The following is a 24,837-nucleotide window of genomic DNA, read 5'->3' as shown; positions in this document are numbered from 1 at the left end:
TATGTCGGTCAAATCGAAAATTTTCTCCGCGATGATACAAATTGCCGAGGAACAGAAGGTCACGCTTCCGCCGCTTGAGGACGATCTGTCACTGAATGAAACCGGGTTCGATTCGCTGGCATTCGCCATCCTGGTAGCGCGGCTGGAGGACGAGCTCGGTGTCGATCCCTTCACTGTCGCCGAGGACGCAGCCTTCCCGTCTACCCTCGGCGAGTTTGTCAGAGCCTACGAGAATGTCCCCGCCTGATATCATCGCGCTGCGCCAATACCTCGGCCCAGAGCTGAAGAGCCGCACGATTTCCGATGGCCTGCACGTTGTATCGCTGACCGACATCATCCAGCACAGCTGCCTGAGCGGTAGATCCTGCGAGCTGTCCGGCCGCTCGGTGCTGCTTGCGACGTCGGGACAGCTGCTCTCCGCACTAGCGATGATCGAGCTCGACGGCGTTGCCCGCCGCGTGCTTCTATGCCCGCCTGACCTCGATTGGGATCGCCTGGAGGTCCTGCTCGAACAGGCCGATATCGACACGATCGTCACCGATCGGCCGTTCCACCGAAGCCGGGCTGGCAAGTACATCGTTATCGGCGTCGACCTGCCGCAACGGAGGGCCATGGGATCGGAGGTCGATCGCGCGACCGAGTGGCTCATGCTGACGTCAGGCACATCAGGGCTGCCGAAGATTGTCCGACATACGCTCGATGGGCTCGCTGGCGCGATCATCGCCGACGTGCCTGCGCGCCACCGGAACGCAACCTGGGCGACGTTCTACGACATCCGCCGCTACGGCGGCCTGCAAATTTTCCTGCGGGCCGTGATCGGCGGCGGATCGATGGTGCTGTCGGAACCCGGGGAAGCCGTCGCTGCCTATGTGGCGCGGCTGCGCGCGGGCGGCGTCACCCACATCTCCGGGACCCCGTCGCACTGGCGCAAGCTCCTGATGAGCGGCGCGTCCGCCAACTTCTCGCCGGACTATGTCCGTCTGTCCGGCGAAATCGCCGACCAGCCGGTGCTGGACGGCCTGGCCAGGGCATTTCCGCATGCGTCAATCGGGCACGCCTATGCCTCGACCGAGGCCGGCGTCGGTTTCAGCGTGGACGATGGGCGCGAGGGTTTTCCTGCCCACTTGATCGGGCAGAATCATGCCGGCGTTGAAATGAAGGTGGTCGACGGCTCGCTGCGGATCCGCTCCCATCGTACCGCGCGCTCCTATGTCGGCGCCGACGCGCCGCCGCTCGCCGACGCCGAGGGCTTCGTCGATACCGGCGATATGGTCGAGCTGCGCGGCGAGCGATACCACTTCATCGGCCGGCGAGGCGGCATCATCAACATCGGCGGGTTAAAGGTGCATCCGGAGGAAGTGGAAGCCGTGATCAACCGACATGCCTCCGTCCAGATGTCGCGCGCGCGATCGCGCAGGAGCCCGATCACCGGCGCCATTGTGGTCGCGGACGTCGTCCTCGCCAACTGCACCGATGCGGAGCGCCACGACACGATTCGCGCTGAGATCCTCGGGCGCTGCAAAGATTGCCTGGCAGCATGGAAGGTGCCGGCGGTGATCCGGTTCGTCGAGCGGCTCGACGTCACGGCAGCGGGCAAACTGGCGCGCACCGATGCGTAACGTCCTCGTCACCGGCGGCAGCCGCGGTATTGGTCTTGCCATCGCGCACCGGCTCGCCGCATCCGGCGACTACAATGTAGTCGCGGTGGCCCGCCGCGAGAGCGAACAGCTTGCAGCTGCAGCCGGCGAAGCACAACGGCGTCTGCATTTCCGCGCCTGTGACCTTGGGGTCACTGAAACGATCTCGGGCTTCGCGAAATCAGTGCGCGACGAATTCGGCCCGATCTACGGCCTCGTCAACAATGCCGGGATTGGTACCGACGGGCTGCTGGCCACCATGCACAATTCCGAGATTGAGGCCTTGATCCGCCTGAACGTACTGTCGCCGATTATCCTGACCAAATACGTGGCGCGCCATATGATGGCCGACGGCGCGGGGCGGATCGTCAACATTTCCTCTATCATCGCCTCGACAGGCTACAGCGGCCTGTCTGTGTATGCCGCGTCCAAAGCCGCCGTTGCCGGCTTCACCCGTTCGCTGGCCCGAGAAGTCGGCAGGGTCGGCATCACCGTGAACGCGATCGCGCCCGGCTTCATCGACACGGAATTGACCAGCTCCTTGGACCAAGAAGGCCGTCGACGCATTGCCAGCCGCAGCGCATTGCGCCACCTGCCCGAAGCCGACGACGTCGCTTCCATGGTCGAATATCTTCTCGGCGAAGGCGGCCGGAACATCACCGGTACCGTAGTAACGGTCGACGCCGGTAGCACCGCCTGACCGCCGAGAATCGGACATCCGCCGTCGCGGCCTGTTCTGTCGGATCCAAAGTACTCGAATGTCGACCTTAGCCTGACCGCAAGCTGGACGCTTCATTCAGCGACAGCCCCTTCAGATGCTCAAGCATCAGGTCGCAGGCCTCGTGCGCCTCCGCGAAACTCGCAAACGCCGCGCCGTTACCCCGGTAAAGGGGCCGGCACGAAGCGACATAGCCAAGCCGGCACCGGTGGGGGTCTCATACGTGATCACAAAGGAGAACCGTCGCCGGTCGCGCTCCAAATTTCCATGTCCTCCACGGCACGATGAAACTGAAGGGACATCAAGATGCGGCCGCACACGCTTTCAGTTCAACCACACGCTTTTGAGTCCTGTTGCCAGGGCAACGCCAGAGGACGGCCCTGACCACTTTTGGGGGCAGGGCAGGAAGGGTCAGGGCCGCTGCTCTAGATCTGCCGAAATTCAGTCGGCACACCTCTGCGACCGCATCTGGAGCCGATCTGTTGCCCGCGACTTCGTTACCTGACAACGGACAAACTGCGGTCGACCCAGAGCTGCAGATGACGAATAATTACACAGCCCTCCCGCCGGCTTGGCTGCGATTTTGGATCAACTCCCAGCCCTGGGGGGCTACCCAATAAGCTTCCGAGCATCGACCACGTCGATCGAGCCGCGCTTGAAATCATCTTTGGTGCTTAAATAGGTTGCTCGGATCAATCGTGTCGGCGTGCCCCTGCCGCATCGTGACTGAGACAGCGCCTTCGGCCCGAGCCGAGGCTCCAATTTCACGCCATCTACCCCGCGAAGACGAAAAATGGCGGTGCGTGAAGATCTTCTCAGCGTTCCACGCGATCTTGTTGCGAAATGGCGAGAGCTGCGAGGGCCGTCCGATTGCTGATTTCAAGCTTTTGAAAGATGTTGTGAAGGTGCACCTTGATGGTGCCGTCGACAATGTTCAAGCGCCGCCCGATTTCCTTGTTCGACAATCCTTCCGAAACCAGACGCATGATCTGACGCTCGCGTTCGGTCAGCGCTGTCAGCCCATTCCCCGAGTTGGAGCCCTGCTCGTGCGACACGATCGGCTCGGATGGGGCCGAGGGCAGCAGCCTGTGACTATCGGCGATATGCCGCAACGACTGCACCAGCGACCTGATATCGGTGTCTCTCAGGATGATACTATAGGTCACGGCCGTTGCCGCGAGTACCAGTTCGCAATGTTCACTCGCGGCGAAAAACACCAAATGGGTCGATCCATTTTCTGAATGGACGGCCGAAAGAATTCTCGCGGCGGCAAGCTCAGGCATCGCGGGATCGACAATCGCGATATCGGGCGCCAAGTTCCGGATCGCTTCGATGCAACTCGTGGCGTCGCTACAAGATGCAACTATATTGAAATCGGCCGCGGCACCGAGCATGTCACTCAGTCCCTGCAAGACCACCGGATGCCGGTCTGCAATGACTACTCTAGTAGGTCGCATCGGGCGCTCCTAAGCCAGTCGCTCCCCCAACCATAAACTCCGTGCACCTTCTGCTATTTCAGCTGCTGAAGAAGAATCATCCGAAATTTCTCCTAATACAAGCATGGTCGGCGCCCGACGCAGTTCGCGTCCCAACTGTCAGCCAGCAATCTGCACTTCAATAGAATCACGAATAGAATCACGCGCTCAGACTGCGCTGGGCGAATGCTTGCTGACGGACGCGGTAAACAGCAGCGCCACTCAACCTAAAATAGAGGCAACGATGGCTCGCCTAGGCGCCTGTGTTCGAGCACACGTTGCTCATGTAACGAACTACGTTGAATTTTTTCAACATCAAATGAACACGCTCATTTAGTTCACGTACAGATTGTGCCGAAACCGTCTGGCACGGCTCTTACGCAGTGCGACCTCCTATAACGAACGATATATAGGGCAATCTAAAATTCGCGTCTACCATTTATAAAAGCTTAAGCAACATGGATTTCCCGAAATCCACAGCGAAAGGATAGGCAAGACAAGAAAGAAGGATCTCGATCGAGGTACCTCGATAGTTCTGAAGACCAGAAACCGACGGAGAACGACCAAACGAACACGGGCTCGTTCGTCCGGCGGGAAATTATAAACCAATAAGTTTAACTGCATCGCTGTTGTGTCACTGCGTAGTTGGCTGGAGGGTTAAATGAGGAGGCGGCAGTCTTGCGAGACCGTTCTTATTGGAAAGAACGTCTTAATTAGAGAAGGCATCGCTAAAATTCTGCACGCGGCAAATTTTCATATCCCGGTTTCGGCGTCGAGCCCCGAGGAATTGCCGAGTTCACTTCAAGCCGACAAACTGATGTTCCTCATCGTCCATTCGGGCGAAGGCTTCAATCTCGCGATAGCGCAAATCGGATTTGTGAAGGATCGTTATCCGGACGCGCGCATTGCGATCGTATGCGACAATTACCGGCCGGTTGATCTTGCATCTGCGTTTCGTGCCGGCGCCAACGGCTACTTCGTGAACGTTAATTCGTGCGACGCATTCATCAAATCCGTCGAGCTCGTGACGATGGGCGAGACCGTCTTCCCGCCTGCATTCCTGTCATTCGCCCTTGATGCCAATCGCGAACGCGAAACTGCGGATCCCAGCGAATGCGAACAGGCAATCCTCGCCGCTACAGAGGACGCGATCTCGCCGCAGCTCTCTCCGCGAGAAAAGGCAATTCTGTCCTGCCTTATCGAAGGCGATTCCAACAAGTGCATTGCCCGAAAGATCAAGATCGCCGAGGCGACCGTGAAGGTCCACGTAAAGGCGATCCTGCGCAAGATCCGAGTTCAGAACCGGACTCAGGCAGCAATCTGGGGAATGAACCATGGATCGCTGGTGCGCGCGGCGAACGACCGCGCGCCCACAGTCGTCGATGCAGGAAGAGGGATCTCGAAGCCTCTCGAGGTGATCTCCGAAATGGGGCAGCTCAACGAGCCTGCTCCACTGGTTCCCCACTCTAGTCACGTCGTGGTACCCCCTAACGACGGCCTATTCCGCAAGAGCGTGGACCGAGGGACTCGCGCGGCGGCACGGCTCTACAAGTAGACGCTGGGATTCGGAAACGGCTGCCGTCGCTCGAACGGTCAGATTGCGGAGTAGAGCGGCGACGCTTTCGTTACCTCCGCGACGTCCAGGTGGACGGCAGCATGTTCCCTGCTGCTCCTGCATGAGTGTCGATTAGAGATCGCGCGGACACTCCCCGGGAGGAGGACGCGGAGCGCTGATGCCTGGGGAGCGGGATTTTATCGGTCCCGTAGCGATTCCTGCCTGTATCTCGCCAGCGATGAGAGAAGGTAGTCGATGATCTGACGGCGATCTTGACCTCGGCCGTCACCGCCATACCCGGGCCGAGCTTCACTTGTCCTCCCTTGCATGTGCATGTGCATGCGCTCGAGCGAATGTGCGCAGCATGTTCCAGCTCCTGTCCTTCGGCTCGCTGCTGACTTCCCGCGCGCGATCTGCGGTCGATTCGTCGTGGCCTGTTCACCGTAAATGGCGTCGCGCGGCGCTAGCGCATCGAGGCCATAGCGGGGTGAAGTTGAACGTATCGATCTCCAACTCCGCCTTCTGTCGGAATACAAAGCCGACGTCGCGGCTTGAGACCATGGCCTCGATCTCTCGAGCCGGCTCTCGCTTGGAACCATGATGGTTGGCCGCTGTCACCACGCCTCCCACAGTGAGTGGCGAGCTGTGACGCTGCGCGCGCCATCAGCGCGTCTGCATCGGCGGGGGCCCCAGGATTATTCGCTTTGACGGTCAGATCTATAACTTCACCTCGCTCGGCAACGACATCGCGGTTCAAGACGCAACGTTGGGCGCCGTACGCGCGCCAAATCAATGGCAGCATGAGCCTTACTTACGCGCCAATTCGGATACCGCTCTGGAGGAACGCATTTCCTGCTGATAGTCACTCTGCATGGTTTTAGATAATTCCATTTCCGCGTTGACGACTTCCGAAATCGCCGACCGTGTGAGAACTGCAAATCCATCGCAGTCTGAGCCCGGCAAAAAATAGGTAACTATGATGGTCCATTGAGCCGCACCGCCGCGAGGTTACAGTTCGACTCACCATTCGCCCGCACGCCATTCCAAACCGCGATGAAATGCTAAAATGCTCCAGACCAACAGCACAGATGATTGGGTAGGTCGTGACAATATGCCGCCCGACTTTCGCCCGGGGCCGGTCATCTCGCTAGCAGAAGTGCTGGCCGTGTTGGCCTTCATGCGACGACATCTACCCATCATGCTGGTGACGTGTGTTGCGGGTCTTGGCATTGCCGTCCTGTTCCTCATCGCCGTAGTACCGACGTTCACCGCCAAGGCGGAACTCATCGTAAACTCGAAAATGACCTTAGCGGACGCTGCGGCGGTGTCGACGGTCGTGGAAAGTCAGATCGCAATCATAAAGTCTGAGAGCATCGCCAATGCCGTGATTGAGAAGCTCGGCCTTGCTCAAGACCCGGAATTTGCAACTGGCCAAGGTAGCGGCATGATTTCCCGACTGCTCGGCTGGAGTAAGCCGAAGACGGAAGCTAACGCCGCGCGCTATGCCGTTGAACCGTTCGAACGTAAGCTTTCGGCCAAGCGTGTCGGGCCTACATATCTTGTCGAGATTACCTTCGACTCCAGAAATCCGGAACGGGCGGCGCAGATCCTGAACGCCGTTGCGGAAAAATACATTACTCATCAATTGGACAAGACAAGCCTACAAGACGAGAAATGGGTTGCGGATCGACTGAACGAGTTGAACACTCAAGCATTGGCCGCGGAAACAGCCTTGAAGGACTACGATAGGAACAAGACGAAAGATACAGCTGATGCCGCTGATACTCGAGATAAATTGGCCGCTGCTGCTGAATCATCAAAAACCGCTTATGATAGTTTTCGCCACGTGGTGCGTAAGGCAGAAGCGACGCAACAACAATCCTCGCCGGTGTTTGACGCGAGTCTCGTCACCGGGGCGTCGTCCCCTTTGAGGGCAAGCTGGCCAAAACCTAGAATCGTGCTTGGTATAGCGATCGTTGGAAGCCTGCTTCTTGGACTTGCTGCAGGAATGCTGCGCGATCTATCTGAACGTTTCCGCACCATTGGACAGAAAGCCGGTCCAAGCGCGGAGGATGGCAGGATCGAGCGACCTCTTCCGGACGGGATTCGACCTGATCATCAATTTGACGCATCGGCAAGGACAAAGCCAGTGCGCCTCCCGAGTTCGGGGTGAAGACAGCCCTCTTCACCGACGATCGGCCTCCGCCGCGCCGCCACATGATCGCTCAAAAAGAAGCCCTTCTTGGTGCGGGATCCAGCACCGGTGTCCTGATCTTGTCGACCACGATCTTGCCCGCGATCAGGATGATCTCGCGTAGCCGCAGCAGAGGGATGACGCTCTGCGGCTGCAAATCCGACCCAGAACGCAAGCACCGGCGCTCGATGTCGATGCCCTGCACGGGTATCCGGGCCTGCCGATAGAGCAGCCGATGCCCCAGGATCCTTCCTGTCCAGTCGCGTGGTTCCCGCAAGGGTCTGCTCGATGTCCTCGATCGCCAACAGGAGTCGTTCCGATCGAGCTTCTCCGAGCAGCGGCTGAACTGCGCTTTGCAGTGCCGCAAGAGGTGGCGCAACCGATCCATCTGCGACAGCGCATGGTCGCGCGCGGCGATCGCAGCGCCGCACCTTACGATCGCAGCGTCGCGCGCCGCGCGCGTCGCGGCTACCAGCACCTGCAGCGCGTCGAATATCGGTCGGAAGCTCTTTGTGTGTGTCTTGCGCATTGAGAGTTATGCGAGACGGAGTAGTTGGGTTTTCGGTGCTTGATCTACACCAAGTGCTGCAATGCCATTATGAACCGCCCCGGGTTTGCCGGAGGCCATTTGGTTTAAGTTAAGCCGCCATGGCGGGGTATTCCAGCATGGCGTAGTAGCGTTGCTCAGCTTCGGCCGGCGGGATGTTGCCGATGGGCACCAGGAGCCGCCGGTTGTTGAACCAGTCGACCCATTCCAGGGTCGCGAACTCGACGGCCTCGAAGTTTCGCCATGGCCCGCGCCGATGGATCACCTCAGCCTTGTAGAGGCCGTTGATGGTTTCGGCGAGAGCGTTGTCGTAGGAATCTCTGACGCTGCCGACAGAAGGCTCCACGCCAGCTTCAGCCAGGCGCTCGGTGTACTTAATGGATACGTATTGGCTGCCCCTGTCGCTGTGGTGCACGAGCCCGCCACGACGGACCGGCCGCCGATTGTGTAATGCCTGCTCCAGCGCATCGAGCACGAAGCCTGCATCCGCCGTGCGCGAGGCCCGCCAGCCCACGATCCTGCGGGCATAGGCGTCGATGACGAAGGCGACGTAGACGAAGCCGGTCCAGGTCGCGACATAGGTGAAGTCGGAGAGCCAGAGAACGTTCGGCCTTGGCGCCTTGAACTGGCGGTTGACGTGATCCAGCGGGCATGGCGCGGCCTTGTCGCTGATCGTGGTCTTGATGGGTTTGCCGCGGATTACCCCTTGCAAGCCCATGTCCCGCATCAGTCGCGACACCGTGCAACCGGCAACATCGAAGCCTTCGCGCTTGAGCTGGCGCCAGACCTTGCGCACGCCATAGACGGAGAAGTTCTGATCGAAGACGCGCCGAACCTCGATCTTCAGCGCGGCGGCCTGCCTGGCGCGCGCCGACCGCTTGGCGGGATCGCGCCGCTTGGCCACATGGGCGTGGTAGGTCGAGGGGGCGATCGGCAAGACCTTGCAGATCGGCTCGACCCCATGCGCCCCACGATGATCGTCGATAAAGGCGATCATGGCTTGGACCGGCGGTCGAGCTCCGCTATCGCAAAATAGGCGCTTGCCTTGCGCAGGATCTCATTGGCCTGCCGAAGCTCGCGGTTCTCTCGTTCGAGCGCGGCCGTGTCGGTCGGAACGCCAGCCCGCTGCCCGCTGTCGACCTCGGCCTTCTTGACCCAGTCATGCAGCGTCTGCGGCGTGCAGCCGATCTTGGCCGCGATCGACGTCACTGCCCCAGCGCGACGGGTGCTCGCTGGCGTGATCCAGAACCATCCGAACCGCTCGGGTCCGGACCTCGGGTGAAAACTTGTTCGTCGTCTTGCTCGTCATGGCTCCATCCTCTCAGGAGTTGGAGCCTCCGGCAAACCCGGGGCGGTTCACTATGCTTCGGCAGACGAGTTCTTGTTGCGTGCTGCGTTTTAAGCTTAACGAGGATCGCAATGCCCTGAATGCAAGTTGAATCTTGTTTCTCGCCGGCGCAAGCTCCATGCGGCGAGCTTCAGCAAAGGAGCTGCGATAGCCATTGTGGTAAAGGGCAGATACTCAACCAGATGCCAGATCCCGCGATGCAACGGATTTTGCATGAGATCCTTGAGAAAAGCATAGAGGATGACATTCATCCCGATCGTCCGTAACGCCTGCCACAGCTTCGGGCCAAGGACGGTGTGTAGGTTTCCAAACGATAAGAGTGCGAGACTGTATGTGAGGGCCGCGACAGGTCCGAAAAAGAGGAATACGCCAATTGACGGGGCCGAGCCGATCCAGCAAAGCCAGCTGACTAGAGCGAGATGAACCAGGAGCGCGGCCGCGAAAGCGAGGCCAAGCTCCCGCCCGTGTTGCTTCAGCGGTAGAAAAGCCGCACCAAAAAGGGTCGTCAACGCCCCTCCGGAATAAGCCGACCAGAACAGAAGAAAAGCTACGCGCGCCGTGGCGTCGAGCCCCACTGAAGTGCCGTGAACGCCGAAGCCATTAGTCGCAAGTATGATGGCCGCCAAAAACAGATTGGCTCCAAACGCCGTGCCCATCCACCATTCTTCAGATCCAGGTCGCATCTTCTGCGCCTCGGCCCAGGGTTTTTCAGGCGGGGCATGCTCGCACGCGATTACGTTAAAGGCAATGAACTGGAGTGAGCCAAGGCGCCCCGCGTCGCCGGAGCGAAGCGTTTTCCGGATGCAGCTGTCAGTTACTCCAAGTTGTTGCAATCGTAACCTGCAACAGTCAGCCCAATCTAATTGCCGGAGGGATTACTCCGTTTGGAAGGAGGCCATTCCGCGTCAATTGCGCTAGAATTTACCGATTGCGACGCAAGCGCAACCGAGTGTCTCCTGATGAGCAATCGAATGGATCTTCAGTCTCTCCCGCTTCGGCAAGGTAATCCCAGTCTGCGAGGCGAGCGCCCGGATATCGTTCGACCAGTCCTGAACTTGGACCGTTCGCAGAGCCTTGATGAACTTCATGAACTCCGGTTGGCTGTTCTCATCCCGTGCTACAATGAAGAGGTATCCGTTGGCGCGACAGTAGAAATGTTTCGAAGTGCGATTCCAAGCGCCAAAATCTATGTATACGATAACAACTCAGTCGATAATACGAGAGAGGTTGCAGCAGCGGCCGGGGCGGTGGTTAAGCAGGAGAGCCGCCAGGGTAAAGGGAATGTCGTCCGGCGCATGTTCGCAGACGTAGATGCTGACGTCTACGTGCTAGTTGATGGAGATGCTACCTATGATGCGGAAGCCGCTCCGAGACTGATCAAGCGTCTCATTGATGAAGAACTGGATTTCTTGAACGTCGCGCGAGCATCTGAGGAAATCGAGGCTTACCGACGAGGGCACCGGCTCGGCAACAGAATACTGAGTGGTCTTGTCGAGAGTATTTTTGGTCGCCAGTTTCGAGACATGCTATCCGGCTACAAAGTGTTCTCGCGACGGTTTGTGAAATCCTTTCCAGCAATGTCGCGAGGGTTCGAGATCGAAACCGAGCTAACGGTCCATGCCCTTGAGCTTCGCATGCCATGCGCGGAAGAAGTAGCGGCTTACAGAGAGCGAGCCGCGGGGTCTACAAGCAAACTAAGTACCTACCGAGATGGATTTCGAATTTTACTGTTGATCGCCACACTGGTAAAAAACGAGCATCCTCTTCAGTTTTTCGGCGCTGTCGGATTTGGCTTGATCATTTCTGCGGTTTTGCTGTCGGTTCCTCTGGTCGAGACGTACATCGAAACCGGCTTGGTGCCGCGTATTCCGACGGCGGTACTCGTGGTCGGAATGGTCATCGTAGGACTGCTAAGTTGGTTTGCAGGGCTAATTCTGGACGTCATAGCAACGGCGCGGCAGGAGGCAAAACGGCTTGCCTATCTTAGCTTTGTTCCGGTTTGGAAGAAGCGGTGAACCGAAGGGCGCTGCGTTAAGGCCATTGCCGTGACTACGGCATCGTACGTCGTTGACCTCTACACGACGGGGGCATGGGGGCGAAAGCAAATTCGTTACTGGCGGATGCGGGCATTCCAGCGACGCTGCACTGCTCGAGCTCTTGATTGGCTCGAGAAAGAGAATGGCCCGGAGGCCGAGTTCTGTGTCGCCACCGGCATGATCGTAACGCAGCTGAGTGTCATCGCTGAATTGCGCTGCACTGCTCGAGATCCGGCAGAACTCGCGCTTCGATCCACTCGATCCGCATTTCGGTAGTTGCCTCTCGCCGACTAGCAGCCCGAGAGACCAATAGCAGTCAAGCGCCGGCGCTCACCGTGGCCGTCGGCTGCCGGACCAGCGCCGCATTCGGGCGATGCTGGCGCAGGCTTTCGATCTGCCACAGCCCGAGCTGCCGCCGGTCGAACGGCGGCACCCAGTCGTCGAGCACCCGGAGCGGCGACGGGAAATTGTAGGGTGGCGCGCACAAATTCACGGTGAAGAAGTCACCAACGTGGATGACGCGGTTGCGCCCGTCGGGATAGGTGGTGGTCAGGAGATATCTGATCTTCGAGCGGAGGATGTTGTCGATCGCAAGAAAGATCATCTCCTCGGAGAGGTGGATGAAGCAGTCGCGGCACAGCAGCAGGTCGGCGTCCGGCAGTCGATCGTTGCAGAGGTCGACCGTGCGAAACTCGCGATCGGGCCGGCCATACTGGATCCGCGTGTTCTGCACCAGGCGCGGAACGATGTCGCCCCCGATGTAGTGAGCAACGGGAAGCTCGATCTCGGACATCCAATGGAAGTCGCCGCAGGGCAGATCGAGCAGGGTGCGGATCTTGAGATCGCCGATCAGTCCAGGCAGGCGCTGGCGCAGCTTGTGGGTGTAGTGCAGCGTCGACGAGCCGCCAGAGACCGTCTCCTGATAGCCCCAGATATTGCGCCGGTGGATTTCGGTAAAGACCTCGCGCGGTCCGCCACGCAGATTGCGGACCATCTGCGAACGCACCCAGGTCAGGATCGGCGCCGGCAAGGTCCGGCGCGCAATGTTGATGCAAGCCGTGAATAGGCGCGTCCGACGCAACCTGTCTGCTAATTCGTCAAACACGCCGTTACCGAGAAGGTGGTCATGGGCCATGGTCTAGCCTCCCGGCGTTCGGCGCCTCATGATGCCCATGCTCGCGAACAACGACAGATCGGGCTACTGCCATTAAGGCGTACCCCCACGGAGCGCTCGAGCGCTCAAGCAAGAGAGGTTGTAACCGCGGTTGCTCCCGTGAGTGACGAAGTAACTGCCAGGGGCAAGTCACCCAGAAGTCTGTTCAGACCTTGCGCCCTTCCCTCGCAGAGTGCATCGCTTTCGCCGCTCTAATTCAATCTATAGCAGTGGCCGCCGCAGCATGCCTTAACTCCGGAACTGCATGTCCCGCTCGGGATCCGAACACGAAAAGCTCGTCAAACGTCGAACCACTGGCGATTCGCGAACTGGTGGCGATCGACCAAAGCTTCCAACCAGTTAAGACAAGCACCAGCCACAGCAGCGGCCAAATCGGGTACATGTATCGTGGCTCAGCGAATTGGCACAGCGCAACGGCCAACATGTTGATCTGGATCGTCACCGAGGCGATTCCGATAATCGCCCACACTGACTCGACCCGCTTTTTGAACGCCAGAATCGGCAGCAAAAGCAAGCTTCCCAAGGAAATAGCTACCGCCAAGACCTGGATGGCATCGATCGCCAAAATCAGCACCATGGGTCGAGCCTCGGGTGCCTCGATTTTCATCTTCTCAGCGTCGCCGGGAAAGTATGAGCTGTTGCTACGCATCTCCGCGATAGCCGTTGGGAGAAGGCGCTTATTATAGTCCGTTGGATCGGGAACCAGCGCTGGAAGCGGCGGAGGGTTGTGTTCCAGGAATTCCTGATATTTATCACGCTGATAACGAGTTAAAAACGTATAATTCCTCGCTAAATTGAAGTAGTCCCGAGCGATCTGTCTGAGAAAATATAGAGGATGGCGTCTAATATGCACGCGGGTATATCTCAGTAGAATAGGATCAAGCTCGTCGCCACGCTGAAGCCGATGTCGCTCGACCAGAGTAGGGAAGATCACACCGAAGCGCAAAACTGCGTCAATACTCATCCGCAAAAGATCACGAAATTCTGGCGGCGCATTTTCAATATAATTGTAGAGCGGCAAGACGGACTGTGTAACAAAGGTCAATTCGGCATCATCCGCTACCGATGGCTCCGGTGGCGTGCCCAAAATTGCTTTGCCAAACAAGCCCTGCACTAGCGGCGTGGAGGACCTAGTGCTCCCGTGTAAAAAAAGTTCGCTGCTGGGGTAATGCAGATGCCCAGGATGGCCGCCGCGAGAATCGGCCCCGAGGACCGGATTGCTGATTTGAGGCCAAGAAAATAGAGTCCCGCTGCGAGCGCGCCCGGAACCATTGCAATGCTGACCGGCCGGACCGTGATACCGAGGAAGACGATCAGGCAAAGTGGCAAATATCGACGTAACGACGGGCGAGCACCGAACCAGAACAGCGAAGCGATGAACCATAGATAGAGACATATCGAGAGGGGATCGGAACCGATCGCACTGGCCGACTTGAAGAGCGCCGGATAGGCCAGCAATCCGATTTCAAGAACGACGGCTATGGTCCAACGCTGGGTCGTGTGAGCAACGACCGAACCGACCAGAGCCGAACTCAGGGCCAGCATGACAATCTGTACTGGGCCGACGAATTCGTAGCTACCAGCAAAAAGTTTATTAACGGCAAGAAAGAAAGGATAACCGACCGGCCGGCTTGCATCAAAATAGATGTAACCCGGCGAGTCGGGCATAAGCAGGGACACCGGATGTAAGTTCAAGTAAACGAGCGCAGCAGCTAGTCCAGCAAGCCAAAGAATGGACTGCTTGCCAAGATCTGAAGGGGGTGCCAAGCGACTAGACAACATCTAGACTGCTCCTCACATCGAACCAAAGCTGTAGGGTGGGCAGCCGTTGGCAGTACTCCCAGTATGGGCTCTCGCTTCGCTGCTCGCCATTGCCCTTCAGAGATACCTCAGATTCTCTCCACAAAGGTCTCTGCCACGCTTTTTCCCGCAAGGATCGAGTGTCCGCTGGCGACCGTCAAATTTGCCGGTTTGAAGCCGTGGCGGGCGAGTCGCCATAGGCGCGTGGTCAGTCATAGGCCCATGTCTTCACTCAACGTCACACTCCGCAAGGCGGCCTTCACTGGAACGTAAGCGGTGGCGCCGCTTTCGCTGGAGCGGTACACTGGGGCAAATGACCAGCTCGAACACTATCCTGCGTGAGTGCATGCTTGCTTCGCAACGATTTCTTTAGGCTTTTGAAGCGTCACGTCGGACAATTTTGTCGGACTGGACCGAGTGTGAATAGGCGTTCCGATAGCGCAGCCGCGCCACGTTGATCATCATCGCAATGATCGGAAATACATACATGTTTTCAATTGTTGGAAGGATGTCACGCCCAGTCGCCATACTAATCCCACAACCAACCATGCTCGCGAACAGAGCCCAATAAAGGTCACTATTCAACCTTCGCCCAACTCGCCAGGCGGTAGCTGCTCCAACGCAAAGAAAAACTAGAAGCACACCGGTTAGAATCACCCCGCAGTCGAGAAAGAAGTTGATAATTGCATTGTGCGCATGGCCGACTCTTATCATGGCTCCAGAGTCCCAAAGTTGGCTCGTCTGTATTCCGTAGCGACCAGCGCCAAACAGGAACAGGCGGGTATCGCTCGTCCATTCCTCCAGCAGCGGAGCCCAAATGGAATCAACACGCCCCGTGAACAAGGCATCGGCCGAAACGCCGGAACTACTATCAAACCCGATCGAAAGAAGAGCTTGAACGGTTGGTCCGATCCAGATGAGCGATGTGAGCCCAGCCGCCGCAGCACCAAGAACTAAGATGACAAAGCTGCGCCGCAAGATCAGAAATAGGGAACACGAAGCTGCTACTGTGAGAAGCGCGGTTCGTGACTCGAGGAGAAGAACCGCCAGGAGCGACAGACACAGGGGTGCGATCCAAAGACCGCCGCGCGCGAGAGCTCGGTAGAGCAACAAGGGCACGGTACAAATGAACAAGCTTCCAATCACATTATAATGGGCTCCAAAATACACTATGCACAACTGGGCCATTTCGTCCCGGTCGCTATCAGCTATTCCGTTCGCGTGACCTGAAAGCAGAACTGACGGATTCGTCAGCACGAGCGCGACAAAGGCGATTGATAGCAATAGTATCGAAAGGCAGATCACCGTCGTTATCTTCTCGAGCTCCCGAAAGGAGCACATACGTTTAAGGATAAACAGGAAGGATAGAATATAAAACGTCGGCACAATGCAACACGATAGTACATAGTCAACGTAGGGCTCTGGAAATGACTCAGGGCCGCGGCTATGCAAAAGTGGAGCGTTTGGAATTGATCTAATGAGGGCAATGGCAAGAGTTGCGAAGTACAGGAAAAAAATTCTGATGGATGTTTGTTCGATCTTGTCGGTCGCGTGTAGGAGCGCAGTGTCGAACAGCAGATAAGCCAAGACTACGGCTGACAACAAGTTGAAGGGTTTAAACCCTTGGATGCCGAACAAATTGTCCGCCAGAAATGGTGCGCGTTGGAAGGGCCACATGAACACAAACAACAGAAAGAAAAATGTTCCAGCTTGCGCGACCGAACGCGGCAACGTGAGATGATAAGGCGCCCGTCCGTTATGGGTCAAAGATGCGCTCATTGTGGGCCTACGGATCTCACAGTCGAATGAACTCTCGACATCTCGTCTCGCCGGCGCAGAACCATCACCATTCTTGTCCTCCCGTCTGCATGTCGTTGTTGGAGCATCACGGCTGCAATACGCTGTTGTCGAAGTCGGTTGGCGTGCTGAAGGACATTCTTCGTTGCTCGTGGGAACATTTCGTTCAAATGGCGTCCACTTCGAGTGGGTCACAAAGTGGTTGCCCTGTGCGTTTTGACTTAGGGACAAGAGGCGTCAAGGCCGCAATTAACTCGCGAGCCTTTGCCGTCGGCGAGTGATTGGCCTTAACATAGATCTGACATCGTCGGGCGACCACGTCGTATTCATTCTCGTCCATGTCCCAGAATGCCTTCACGGATTTTGAAAGCGCCGACTCGTCCTCAGCCGACGCGCCAAGGGAATGACGCGCGACGATCAGATCCGGATCGACTTGCCGACGCGTCACGACAGGTGTGCCCACGGCGAGAGCCTCCAGGAACACGTTCGAGAAGCCCTCGAAATCCGATGTGCAGAGAAGCATCGTCGCTTCTGATAGCAATTTTTGAACGTCTGCCCGCCGGACATGGCCAACCATTTCCACGTTTGGCAGATGGCGCAGGCCATTCACGGCGTCCAGCGAGGGTTGATCAGCATCTCGCTCCGGCATCCCCGCCACGCGGAATTTGATGGCCGGAAATTCCTGGGCGATTCGCAACAACAATGGCAGGTTCTTTCCATTGCGGAAGACACCGAGCCAGCCGACATATCGTCGTTCTGCGCGCGGCAAAGGAGGGGGCGCGTCTTCTGCTACGACAACGGCGTTATGAATGACGTGTATGGGCTTACCTGGAAAAAGCGCTGCCAACTTTGCGCGTTGATACTCGTTTTGACAGAGAAACGCGGCTGTTCGATGCCGAGCCCAGGAATAAGCGAGCCATTCATAAGATCGAAGACCAGTTTTCCATCGTTCATCGACGTTTACGTCGTTGACAATGCGGTGAACGAACGGAATCCCTAATCGGCCGGCGACGAAAGCCATAATGGCGGTATGGACCGCACTTGCGCCTTGGATCATAACATCTGGATGATAGGCGCGGGCGGCCGCCAATACTTTTGGGACATATGAGTAGAAATACTTCGCGACCCGCACCCCGTGCGCGGGATCATAGGTTTCAATGAGCTTGATTTGCTGGCTCGAACCTACATGAGCCGAAGCACCCTTCCAGGTAAGAAGAGCGGCTTCGTGACCGGCCTTTTCAAGCGCGCGAAGCCATATTGAAAGTTGGACGGCCCAGCCACCGATTGGATAGCTGTCATCCTTCAATAGATAGGGAATGGAAAAATCTATCGAGAGAATACGCACCTGACACCCCGAGCCTAGTGGGACCGCATCGCCAAATCTTCAATTCAAAAGCGGAGCCACGCGTCTTGTTGCGGTGTCCGCCACCGGCGCCTCGCCCCACCGACGATGCCACGCCTGAAACATTAGAACATTCCAAATGAGGAACTGCCGCTCGCTGTCTCCGCTCAAGAATTCGGTCCAGAGCGAGCGAATGCCCTCGACGTCAAAAATATCACCGGCGCTCAGGCAAGCCTCGCTCATCAGGTCTTCCGCCCAATTCCGTAACGGACCGCGCAACCAATCCGCGAGCGGAACCCCAAACCCCATTTTCGGGCGCTCGACCAAATGATCGGGCACATGGCGGGCAAGAACACGCCGGAGCAAATGTTTGGGGCGCCGGGCACGCGCGTTCTGAGACGCCGGCAGCTTCCAGACCCATTCAACCACGCGATGGTCGAGAAGCGGAACACGCACCTCAAGAGCGACAGCCATAGAGGCTCGATCAACCTTGGTCAGGATGTCATCGGGCAAGTACGTGCACATATCCAGGTAGCGCATACGGTCCACCGGATTTGGCAAGAGGGCCTCGAGGTTTTGACCCCAGCAGGCCGTCCGCACCTCTTGTGCCCCCTTTACAAGACTGTCTGGGGTCGGGTGGTGCGAGGCAATAACTTGATGGTACAGGAATCGATCGATGGCAATGAAAGGATCTGCGCCAACCGATGCGCCTTTTGGCCGACCCGTGGCACGCGCCGAAAGTATGGTACACATCGCGCTATCCTATCGAAGGCGCTAGGCGGCACTGCGCGAATGCTTGAAGACGCGAGGCGGCGAAACGCAAGCGGCATCTTCGCACTTTGTCGCCAAACGTTCTGCGTCCATTGATACCGGTTGTACCCGGAAAACAATTCGTCTCCACCATCTCCCGACAGAGCCACTTTGACGCGTTTTCTCGTCAAAGCGGATACAATATGGGTCGGGATCTCGGAAGGGTCGGCGAATGGCTCATCATACATCTCGGCCAGCTTCGGCACCACATCGAGAGCGTCAGCGCCGCTAACGGGAAACGTTGTGTGGTCGGTCCCAAGATGTCGCGCGACAGCCTCGGCGTATTTCGCTTCGTCAAATTCCGGGTTCTCAAAGCTGATGGTAAACGTCCTGACCGGTGTAGGAGACGCTTTCTGCATCAGTGCGACGACAGTTGACGAGTCGTAGCCGCCCGACAGAAAGGCGCCAAGCGGAACGTCCGCTATCATGCGGCGCGATACGGCATCATGCAGCAACGCCTCAAGCTCATCGACCAGTCCCTCTTCGTCGGCTCGCAATGTATTGCGTTGCCCCTGCGAAACAACACCGGCCAGATCCCAGTACGCGCCCAGATCGGGACCGCCGCCGCTCGCAATTTTGACGAGCCCGGCGGGCGGCACTTTGTAGACACCCTCATAGATCGTGAATGGACCTGGCACATAACCGTGCCGAAGAAAGGCGGCGATCGCTCCACGATTGAGACTTGGTTTCCAACCGGGATGAGCGCGCAGCGCCTTCAATTCTGATCCGAACAAAACTAGTCCATCGAAAACCGCCCAATAAAGCGGCTTTTCGCCCATTCGATCACGAGCTAGGAACAGTTGACGCTCTCCGGCGTCCCACGCTGCAATTGCGAACATCCCGTTCAAGCGGGCGATGGTCGATTTGACGCCCCATTGAGCGAATCCTTCGACAATAACTTCGGTATCTGAATGCCCACGAAACTGAACTCCGCAACGCTCCAATTCGGCCTTCAGTTCTCGGAAATTATATACTTCACCGTTGAACGTAATTGTATAACGGCCGTTGGCCGAGACCATTGGTTGATGTCCCATCGAGGACAAGTCGATAATTGCCAGGCGACGCTGCCCGAAGGCAATTCCGGCTTGCTCACTCAACCACACTCCGCTGTCGTCCGGCCCGCGGTGACTCAAGGTTTGCGTCATTGCAGACGCCCGCCTTTTCAGATCTTGCAGGGAGCAACCACTGCGCTCCCAAATACCGGAAATTCCGCACATGCTTGAAAAGGGCTCCCTGATGAGCGGACGTCAACGCACGGCATCCAAAGTCAGACCTTAGCAGTCTAGTATTTTGAACCGGTCCGGGCTCGACCCTTTCGGATTACCCATTCTCGATCACAGGAAAAGCCCAGACCAGCAGATCGCAAAAGTGGGGAAAACGCTAAGCCGGGAAGGCATGGAGAGCTCTGGATCCGCCGAGCGAGGGAACTGGTTCTCCGCCTGGACGGATCTGTGTCGACCAGGCGGCTGAGTTCGTGTCCAGCGTCGGCATTTTCAAAGTTCCTAAGACGTGAAGCGCGGTTGAGCAGTTCGGCGAGTTCACTAGAGGGGTTGCAGTCACGTGTCACCATCCCGATGAAGCTGAACGACGTCCTCTTCGCTCACGGCAAGATGCGGTCCGAATCCCTACACAGGCCAGGCATAGAGCCAGACGAGATATTTGGCGCTCGGCGCCGCCAAAAACGGCGTTGGCATGGGTGGCCCTGGCAGATCTTCACACACCCTCGCCTCTCTAACCGTGATGCGGAAGCCCGCTTTTGAAAGCGCCGTCCACAGTTCCGCAACCTGGTCTTGCACAGCAGGAGTGCCGTGCAATTCGCACGCAAGATATTTGACCAATCCTATTTTGCCTGTGGCACACAGATCTTTGAGCACGCCAAATTCGCTGCCCTCAATGTCGACCTTGAGATAATCCACCGGCTCGGTAATCAGGTCACTTAAACGCACCGCGTCCACCACCACCCCTGCCCCATCCCCGACATGACCGCCCAGGGATCCCTCAGGTACAAACGATACCTTGCCAGCGGCATCGCTGACGGCGGCGCGAACCACCGTGACCGAGGTGAGGCCCAGTGCGAGCACATTCTCTTCCAGAAGGTCGGCGGTTTGCGGGTCGGCCTCAAAGACGGTGATGCGGGCACGCGGATAGCGCTGCTTGAACCAGATCACACTCATGCCAATGTTCCCCCCGCAATCAAGGATCACGGGCGCGTCGCCTAATCCGTCGACCTCATAGCCACCGTCCAGAAAAATCTCACGATAGAGCGACAGCATCACCCGGGCGTCCATATAGCGCACCGGCCCGAAGGGAAAGCGAAACGCGCCGGGGACGCGGCGAGGCTTGCGCTCGCCCAACCAGAAGAGGCGCAGGCAGGTCCACGAGCGTGTTCGTCTGATGACATGGACCATACCACGCGCCTGCCTGACTAGGTCTGCCAGGCTAAGGCTTTTGGGCCGGGAGCTAGCCGCTTGTACACTCATGGAAGTTCTTCCTTGCTCGCGAAGGACCCAAACATCGTCACGCTCATCTGCGGCCTATGCGGGTTTTGGCCGCACGCGGCCCCAGGGCAGCCGGCTGCACAATATGGCCCAGAGCTCGCTGACCTCTGGCACGCGCAAGGCCAGCAGCAGCGCAGCATAGATCACCAAGCCCGCGGCAGTCAGCGAGGCGATCTGTACCAGCAGCGGCAGCGCGGCCACCTGGGGCAGCATCACCAGCAGCGAGCATGTCAGCCACAGGAACGTCGCCGCCACCGCGGATTTGCCTAGCGAAAGGCCAAGCTGCGGAAGCCGCAGCCCTTGCAGCCGCTTGTTAAGAATGAGCAGCAGCGTCAGCGCGCCGATGAGATAAGTCAGCGTGGTAGAGAACGCTATACCTGCCACGCCCCAGATTTGCATCAGCAGATAGTCAAGGACGGCGTTGAGCACCAGCGAAAGCACGGCAACGTTGCGCAGCGTGCGATTATCTTGCAGGGCGTTGTAGGTCCGTCCGTTGATAAAGCCGTAGGTCACGATAAACATATTCGGCGCGAGAAACATCACGGCGGACGCCACCACATCCGTGGCCTGCGCGTTGAAATTGCCATGGTGATAGAAAATCTCCACCACCGGGCGCGACAACGAACTCAGCAGCGCGCCAGCGGGCATCAGGATGATTGCGGAAAAAATGACCACCTGGCGGAAGGTGGTGGTTAGGAGTGTGAATTCGCGGCGGGCCACTTGCAGCGCGAAGATCGGCAAAAGCACCGTGGAGAGCGCCGTATAAAAGATCCCCGAGGGCGTCTCCACCAGCCTGATCGCGTAACTAAGCGAGGCAATGCTGCCGGGCGGCAAGAGCGAAGCCATAAACTGATCGACCAGATTATTGCCGTTGACCAGCAGCGCCCCGATCAGCATGGGCGCGGAAAGCGCGGCAATGCGCTGAATGCCCGGATGCCGCCAGGAACACGCAAAATGAAAGCGCAGCCCCATGCGCAGATAGGCAACGACGAGCAGCAAGAAATTCAGCGAATAACCCACAATCGTGGCCAAGCCCAGGGCATAGATGCCCCAGGAACGCGCAAACAGCAGAAACGCTATGGTGCTCAGCGTGATCGTGACGGGAGCCAGAGATGGCACAGCAAACCGCCCATAGGCATTCAGAACGGAGCCAATGAGCGTCACCAGCACTTGCAGCAAGAGCACGGGCATCAGCAAGCGCACGAGGATGACCGCCATCGTCTGCGTCGGGGCATCCATCTGCCGGGCGAAGACCGTCACCACCAGCGGCGCGCCCGCGGCCAGCGCCACCGTCACCACCAGCGTAATCAGCGTGCCCAGCGTCATCGCTGCCGAGAGCAGGCGAATGGACTCCGCCTCGCCTTTGTTTTCGCGGTAGTCCACAAAGACCGGAATCAATGCCGCGCCTACCGCCGCGGTCAAGATGCCAGAAATGGTTGTGGGCACGATCAGCGCCACCGTATAGGCGTCCATGATTGGGCCAGCGCCAAAGGCCGAAGCCGTCAGCACCTGGCTGACGATGCTAAGCAGCCGGGCGGCGACGGTGACATAGAAGACCACCGAGATGGCGCGGCCAACGTGAATCACGGTCCCCCGGCTTTTGAGCGCGCCATCGCGCGGGGGAGCCGTTTCCTCAAGGTTTGTGAATGTACTCATGCTCAATTTGTCTCATAAAGCTTCTGTGCTGCAATGGCCTCGCGTGCGAGCGAGGTCACGTTGAAGCGTGGATCGGCGCCCTTCGGCAGATGCTCCGTTTTGGCCACAACACGGCGCTAACAGCAGATACGCTTCCGATATCAGCTTGCGGGCGCCGTCAAAGTTACCCTCGCCCACCAGAGAACTGATATTGGGCAGAAACGAATTGCCCAGAGGCTGGCCGGTCAACGTACCGATAGCCATGACCGCTGATGCAATCGAGAAGAGCGCAAAGGCCGAGTTCGGAAACTTCGCTGCCACGCCCCATTGACCAGCCTGCGCGCGCAAGGCGAAAAACCCGCTGAGCATCGCAAAGGGCGGCGACTGCTTCAATTGCATGCGGGCCAACTGGCTGCCGAATCCGCGATCTCCGCGCGCGCCTCCTGCGTGCGGCTTCCTCCAGCAAGCTTTTGTACCTCCTGCATAGTGAAGCGAAAGAATAGAGTGCCCGCGAACGCGCTGACGATCGCATCTTCCAAGGTCAAGCCTGATACCGCGGGATTCCCACATGGGCTTTGTTGCGTAATGGATCCGATCACCGACATTGAAGAAGCGGCGATAAATCAGCCGCGTAAATATGGGCCGTAGCAATTTGCTCGACGCACGTCATTTCTTCCCCCGCGAAGTCATAAGGCTCGTAGCCGATCAAAAGCGAGCATAGCCAAATGCATATCAGGTGTTCAGCACTCCAGAAGCCGTTTTGGCGGATTAAGAAGCCGTTTTGGCGGATAATAGGGGTTACCTACGAGGTGCGGTCTCTTGCGGGAGCAGCAGACGGGTGCGGCGACCGCTGATTGTCTGCCGCAAGCACGGGATTTCGAGCCCGACGTTCTACAAGTGGAAGGCCAAGTAAGGCGGGCTGGCGGTTTCCGACGCTAAGCGGCTGAAGGCGCTTGATGACGCAGGCGCGGCTCTTTCGGGTCCGGCCACACGGCGTGATGCTCCCGGTGCGCACGTGTTCCCTCGCATTCTGCACATCACCATACAATCCATCATGCATTCCTCGACCTAGTGACCTGGTGGTAGTTCTTATTTTCCTTCGATTGGATCAGTCCAAAATTGTATCGGGATTTGAATGAGCTATTGTCACAAGGGCCAAGAATTCATGCGGCAGGAGGCTGATCAGATTTCACGATAGAGCGCTGCTGTAATCTTGCTCAGGCTACAAGTCGAACAGACAAAAGGGATAGCAGTGACAATATCGATACCCCTTATCCTCGCGCTGGCTGGCAGCGTCGCGAACATCTCTGATGGATCGACATCCCTCGATGCGAAGATAGCGGGCGCAGGTGGTTCGTGCTACCTGCGGGCCCAGAGCCTGTCAGACGATACTCACAGCTCTGCTGGTGCCCACAGCAATACGGCAGACAATACGAGCGCCGCATCGCAGCCTGTAGATAGAACTAGAACAGCTGCTCCGTCGATTGCGTCGTTTTCGGCTGAGTCGCAAACACTTCTTATTGGTGGCGACGTCTACCAAATTGAGACAGCGGCTAAGAGCTATAGTATAGCCAGCCCCGACCCGCAGACTCTGCGGTTCGAGGTACACAGGGGCGATAATTGGGCAGCAGGGGGTGATGGTTCTGGGGTCGATCGCTCTGAAATTCAAAATGACTCGACGGGCGTCGCGACCAGCTGGGGTGCTGTGATCCCGGCCGGTACCCCGATTGGCTTGGACTACCAGTTCATGGTGGAGGCCAACTCCAACGGGACCTTCGTCAACACGCAGAACCATTCGAACGGCTTTTTTGTCGTCGGGCAGATGCACAATGACGACATTGCGAGCGGCGTACCGACCTCACCGCCGTTCGCCGTCCAGATGGACGGCGAACGTCTGCAAATTGTTGCCCGCTATGTTCTGCCCGGTGGCAATCCCCGCAATTCCTCATCCGCTCTCCATATGCTCACGCTCTGGACCGACCCGAATCCGATTCAGACAGGCGTCTACAACGACATTCGCGTTCGAGCGAATTTTTCTAACAGTGGCAACGGGTACCTGAATGTCTGGATCAACGGCAAGCAGGTTGCGAATTATCAGGGTGCTTTGGGCTTTGGGCAGGGCACCTATTGGGAATATGGCATCTATCGCTCGAGAGCGGCCGAGACGAGTGCCGTCCGTTACCGCACTTTGATGTTAACAATCGACTCGTCGACGCCCGTCTCGTCACGACGACCCTGACTGACGGGTGTGCAGCTTCGCTGGCAACACGA

At 57.8% G+C, this 24,837-nt stretch carries 19 protein-coding genes, 3 pseudogenes and 1 other annotated feature; of the genes and pseudogenes, 8 read left to right on the top strand and 14 right to left on the bottom strand.

From position 1 onward, the window contains the following. Position 1 precedes the first annotated feature (1 nt). Genes AB8Z38_RS34425 through AB8Z38_RS34415 form a run of 3 tightly spaced genes read left to right on the top strand, consistent with a single transcriptional unit; the run spans position 2 to position 2,337 of the window. Complete coding sequence (locus AB8Z38_RS34425) at positions 2-247, top strand: acyl carrier protein (protein WP_369721987.1); 246 nt, start codon at positions 2-4, stop codon at positions 245-247. Then, positions 234-1,619, top strand: coding sequence for a class I adenylate-forming enzyme family protein (locus AB8Z38_RS34420; RefSeq protein ID WP_369721986.1), 1,386 nt, complete (start codon positions 234-236; stop codon positions 1,617-1,619). Before AB8Z38_RS34425 ends, AB8Z38_RS34420 begins: the two co-directional genes overlap by 14 nt. Continuing rightward, the gene (locus tag AB8Z38_RS34415) at positions 1,612-2,337 is read left to right on the top strand and encodes an SDR family NAD(P)-dependent oxidoreductase (RefSeq protein WP_369721985.1); all 726 of its coding nucleotides are present in this window, start codon (positions 1,612-1,614) and stop codon (positions 2,335-2,337) included. Before AB8Z38_RS34420 ends, AB8Z38_RS34415 begins: the two co-directional genes overlap by 8 nt. Positions 2,338-3,170: 833 nt before the next feature. Here AB8Z38_RS34415 and AB8Z38_RS34410 read toward each other — a convergent pair. Beyond that, complete coding sequence (locus AB8Z38_RS34410; RefSeq protein ID WP_369721984.1) at positions 3,171-3,749, bottom strand: LuxR C-terminal-related transcriptional regulator; 579 nt, start codon at positions 3,747-3,749, stop codon at positions 3,171-3,173. Between the two features lie 742 nt (positions 3,750-4,491). On the opposite strand from AB8Z38_RS34410, the gene AB8Z38_RS34405 reads away from it, so the two are divergent. Both AB8Z38_RS34405 and AB8Z38_RS34400 read left to right on the top strand, forming a co-directional pair. Further along, entirely contained in the window at positions 4,492-5,385 is an 894-nt protein-coding gene (locus tag AB8Z38_RS34405; protein WP_369721983.1) for a LuxR C-terminal-related transcriptional regulator, read from the top strand. Between the two features lie 1,066 nt (positions 5,386-6,451). After that, positions 6,452-7,558 (top strand): hypothetical protein, encoded by a 1,107-nt coding sequence (locus AB8Z38_RS34400; protein WP_369721982.1) that lies wholly within the window; start codon positions 6,452-6,454, stop codon positions 7,556-7,558. Between the two features lie 64 nt (positions 7,559-7,622). On the opposite strand, the pseudogene AB8Z38_RS34395 reads toward AB8Z38_RS34400, so the two are convergent. The 3 genes and pseudogenes from AB8Z38_RS34395 to AB8Z38_RS34385 all read right to left on the bottom strand — a co-directional run. After that, positions 7,623-8,118 (bottom strand): annotated as a pseudogene (locus AB8Z38_RS34395) (hypothetical protein); the annotation flags it as partial. A gap of 99 nt (positions 8,119-8,217) precedes the next feature. Further along, positions 8,218-9,435: pseudogene (locus AB8Z38_RS34390) on the bottom strand (IS3 family transposase). Continuing rightward, positions 9,049-9,165 (bottom strand) — a sequence feature (AL1L pseudoknot). Its footprint overlaps the pseudogene before it by 117 nt. 95 nt (positions 9,436-9,530) lie before the next feature. Next, complete coding sequence (locus AB8Z38_RS34385) at positions 9,531-10,130, bottom strand: hypothetical protein (protein ID WP_369721981.1); 600 nt, start codon at positions 10,128-10,130, stop codon at positions 9,531-9,533. A 441-nt stretch (positions 10,131-10,571) separates the two neighbouring features. Between AB8Z38_RS34385 and AB8Z38_RS34380 the strand changes: the two genes are divergently transcribed. Beyond that, entirely contained in the window at positions 10,572-11,489 is a 918-nt protein-coding gene (locus AB8Z38_RS34380) for a glycosyltransferase family 2 protein (protein ID WP_369721980.1), read from the top strand. A 337-nt stretch (positions 11,490-11,826) separates the two neighbouring features. On the opposite strand, the gene AB8Z38_RS34375 is transcribed toward AB8Z38_RS34380, so the two are convergent. From AB8Z38_RS34375 to AB8Z38_RS34330, 10 genes are all read right to left on the bottom strand, one after another. Then, on the bottom strand, positions 11,827-12,645 hold the full coding sequence (locus tag AB8Z38_RS34375; RefSeq protein WP_369721979.1) for a class I SAM-dependent methyltransferase: 819 nt from the start codon (positions 12,643-12,645) through the stop codon (positions 11,827-11,829). A gap of 235 nt (positions 12,646-12,880) precedes the next feature. Then, positions 12,881-13,789 carry a hypothetical protein gene (locus tag AB8Z38_RS34370; protein WP_369721978.1) on the bottom strand — a complete coding sequence of 303 codons (909 nt, stop codon included), beginning with the start codon at positions 13,787-13,789 and terminating at the stop codon, positions 12,881-12,883. Positions 13,790-13,797: 8 nt separating this feature from the next. Beyond that, positions 13,798-14,466, bottom strand: a complete 669-nt coding sequence (locus AB8Z38_RS34365; protein WP_369721977.1) for a hypothetical protein — start codon at positions 14,464-14,466, stop codon at positions 13,798-13,800. Between the two features lie 387 nt (positions 14,467-14,853). After that, positions 14,854-16,263 carry an O-antigen ligase family protein gene (locus AB8Z38_RS34360; RefSeq protein ID WP_369721976.1) on the bottom strand — a complete coding sequence of 470 codons (1,410 nt, stop codon included), beginning with the start codon at positions 16,261-16,263 and terminating at the stop codon, positions 14,854-14,856. A gap of 184 nt (positions 16,264-16,447) precedes the next feature. Further along, entirely contained in the window at positions 16,448-17,626 is a 1,179-nt protein-coding gene (locus AB8Z38_RS34355) for a glycosyltransferase family 4 protein (protein WP_369721975.1), read from the bottom strand. 39 nt (positions 17,627-17,665) lie between these two features. After that, on the bottom strand, positions 17,666-18,136 hold the full coding sequence (locus tag AB8Z38_RS34350; protein ID WP_369721974.1) for an asparagine synthase-related protein: 471 nt from the start codon (positions 18,134-18,136) through the stop codon (positions 17,666-17,668). Positions 18,137-18,237: 101 nt separating this feature from the next. After that, complete coding sequence (gene asnB, locus AB8Z38_RS34345; RefSeq protein ID WP_369721973.1) at positions 18,238-19,650, bottom strand: asparagine synthase (glutamine-hydrolyzing); 1,413 nt, start codon at positions 19,648-19,650, stop codon at positions 18,238-18,240. A gap of 408 nt (positions 19,651-20,058) precedes the next feature. Beyond that, on the bottom strand, positions 20,059-20,841 hold the full coding sequence (locus tag AB8Z38_RS34340) for an FkbM family methyltransferase (RefSeq protein WP_369721972.1): 783 nt from the start codon (positions 20,839-20,841) through the stop codon (positions 20,059-20,061). Between the two features lie 126 nt (positions 20,842-20,967). Continuing rightward, positions 20,968-22,587: a murein biosynthesis integral membrane protein MurJ gene (murJ, locus tag AB8Z38_RS34335; protein ID WP_369721971.1), complete on the bottom strand. Its 1,620-nt coding sequence runs from the start codon at positions 22,585-22,587 to the stop codon at positions 20,968-20,970. Between the two features lie 12 nt (positions 22,588-22,599). Further along, entirely contained in the window at positions 22,600-22,965 is a 366-nt protein-coding gene (locus AB8Z38_RS34330; protein ID WP_369721970.1) for a hypothetical protein, read from the bottom strand. Positions 22,966-23,385: 420 nt separating this feature from the next. Between AB8Z38_RS34330 and AB8Z38_RS34325 the strand changes: the two are divergent. Then, a pseudogene (locus AB8Z38_RS34325) lies at positions 23,386-23,542 on the top strand (transposase); the annotation flags it as partial. Positions 23,543-23,818: 276 nt separating this feature from the next. Continuing rightward, a complete protein-coding gene (locus AB8Z38_RS34320) occupies positions 23,819-24,805 on the top strand; it encodes a heparin lyase I family protein (RefSeq protein WP_369721969.1) in 987 nt (328 codons plus the stop codon). Positions 24,806-24,837 lie beyond the last annotated feature (32 nt).

This window comes from Bradyrhizobium sp. LLZ17 (assembly GCF_041200145.1).
In the GTDB taxonomy this organism is placed as follows: Bacteria; Pseudomonadota; Alphaproteobacteria; order Rhizobiales; family Xanthobacteraceae; genus Bradyrhizobium.
This window is presented reverse-complemented; position numbering and strand designations above follow the sequence as displayed.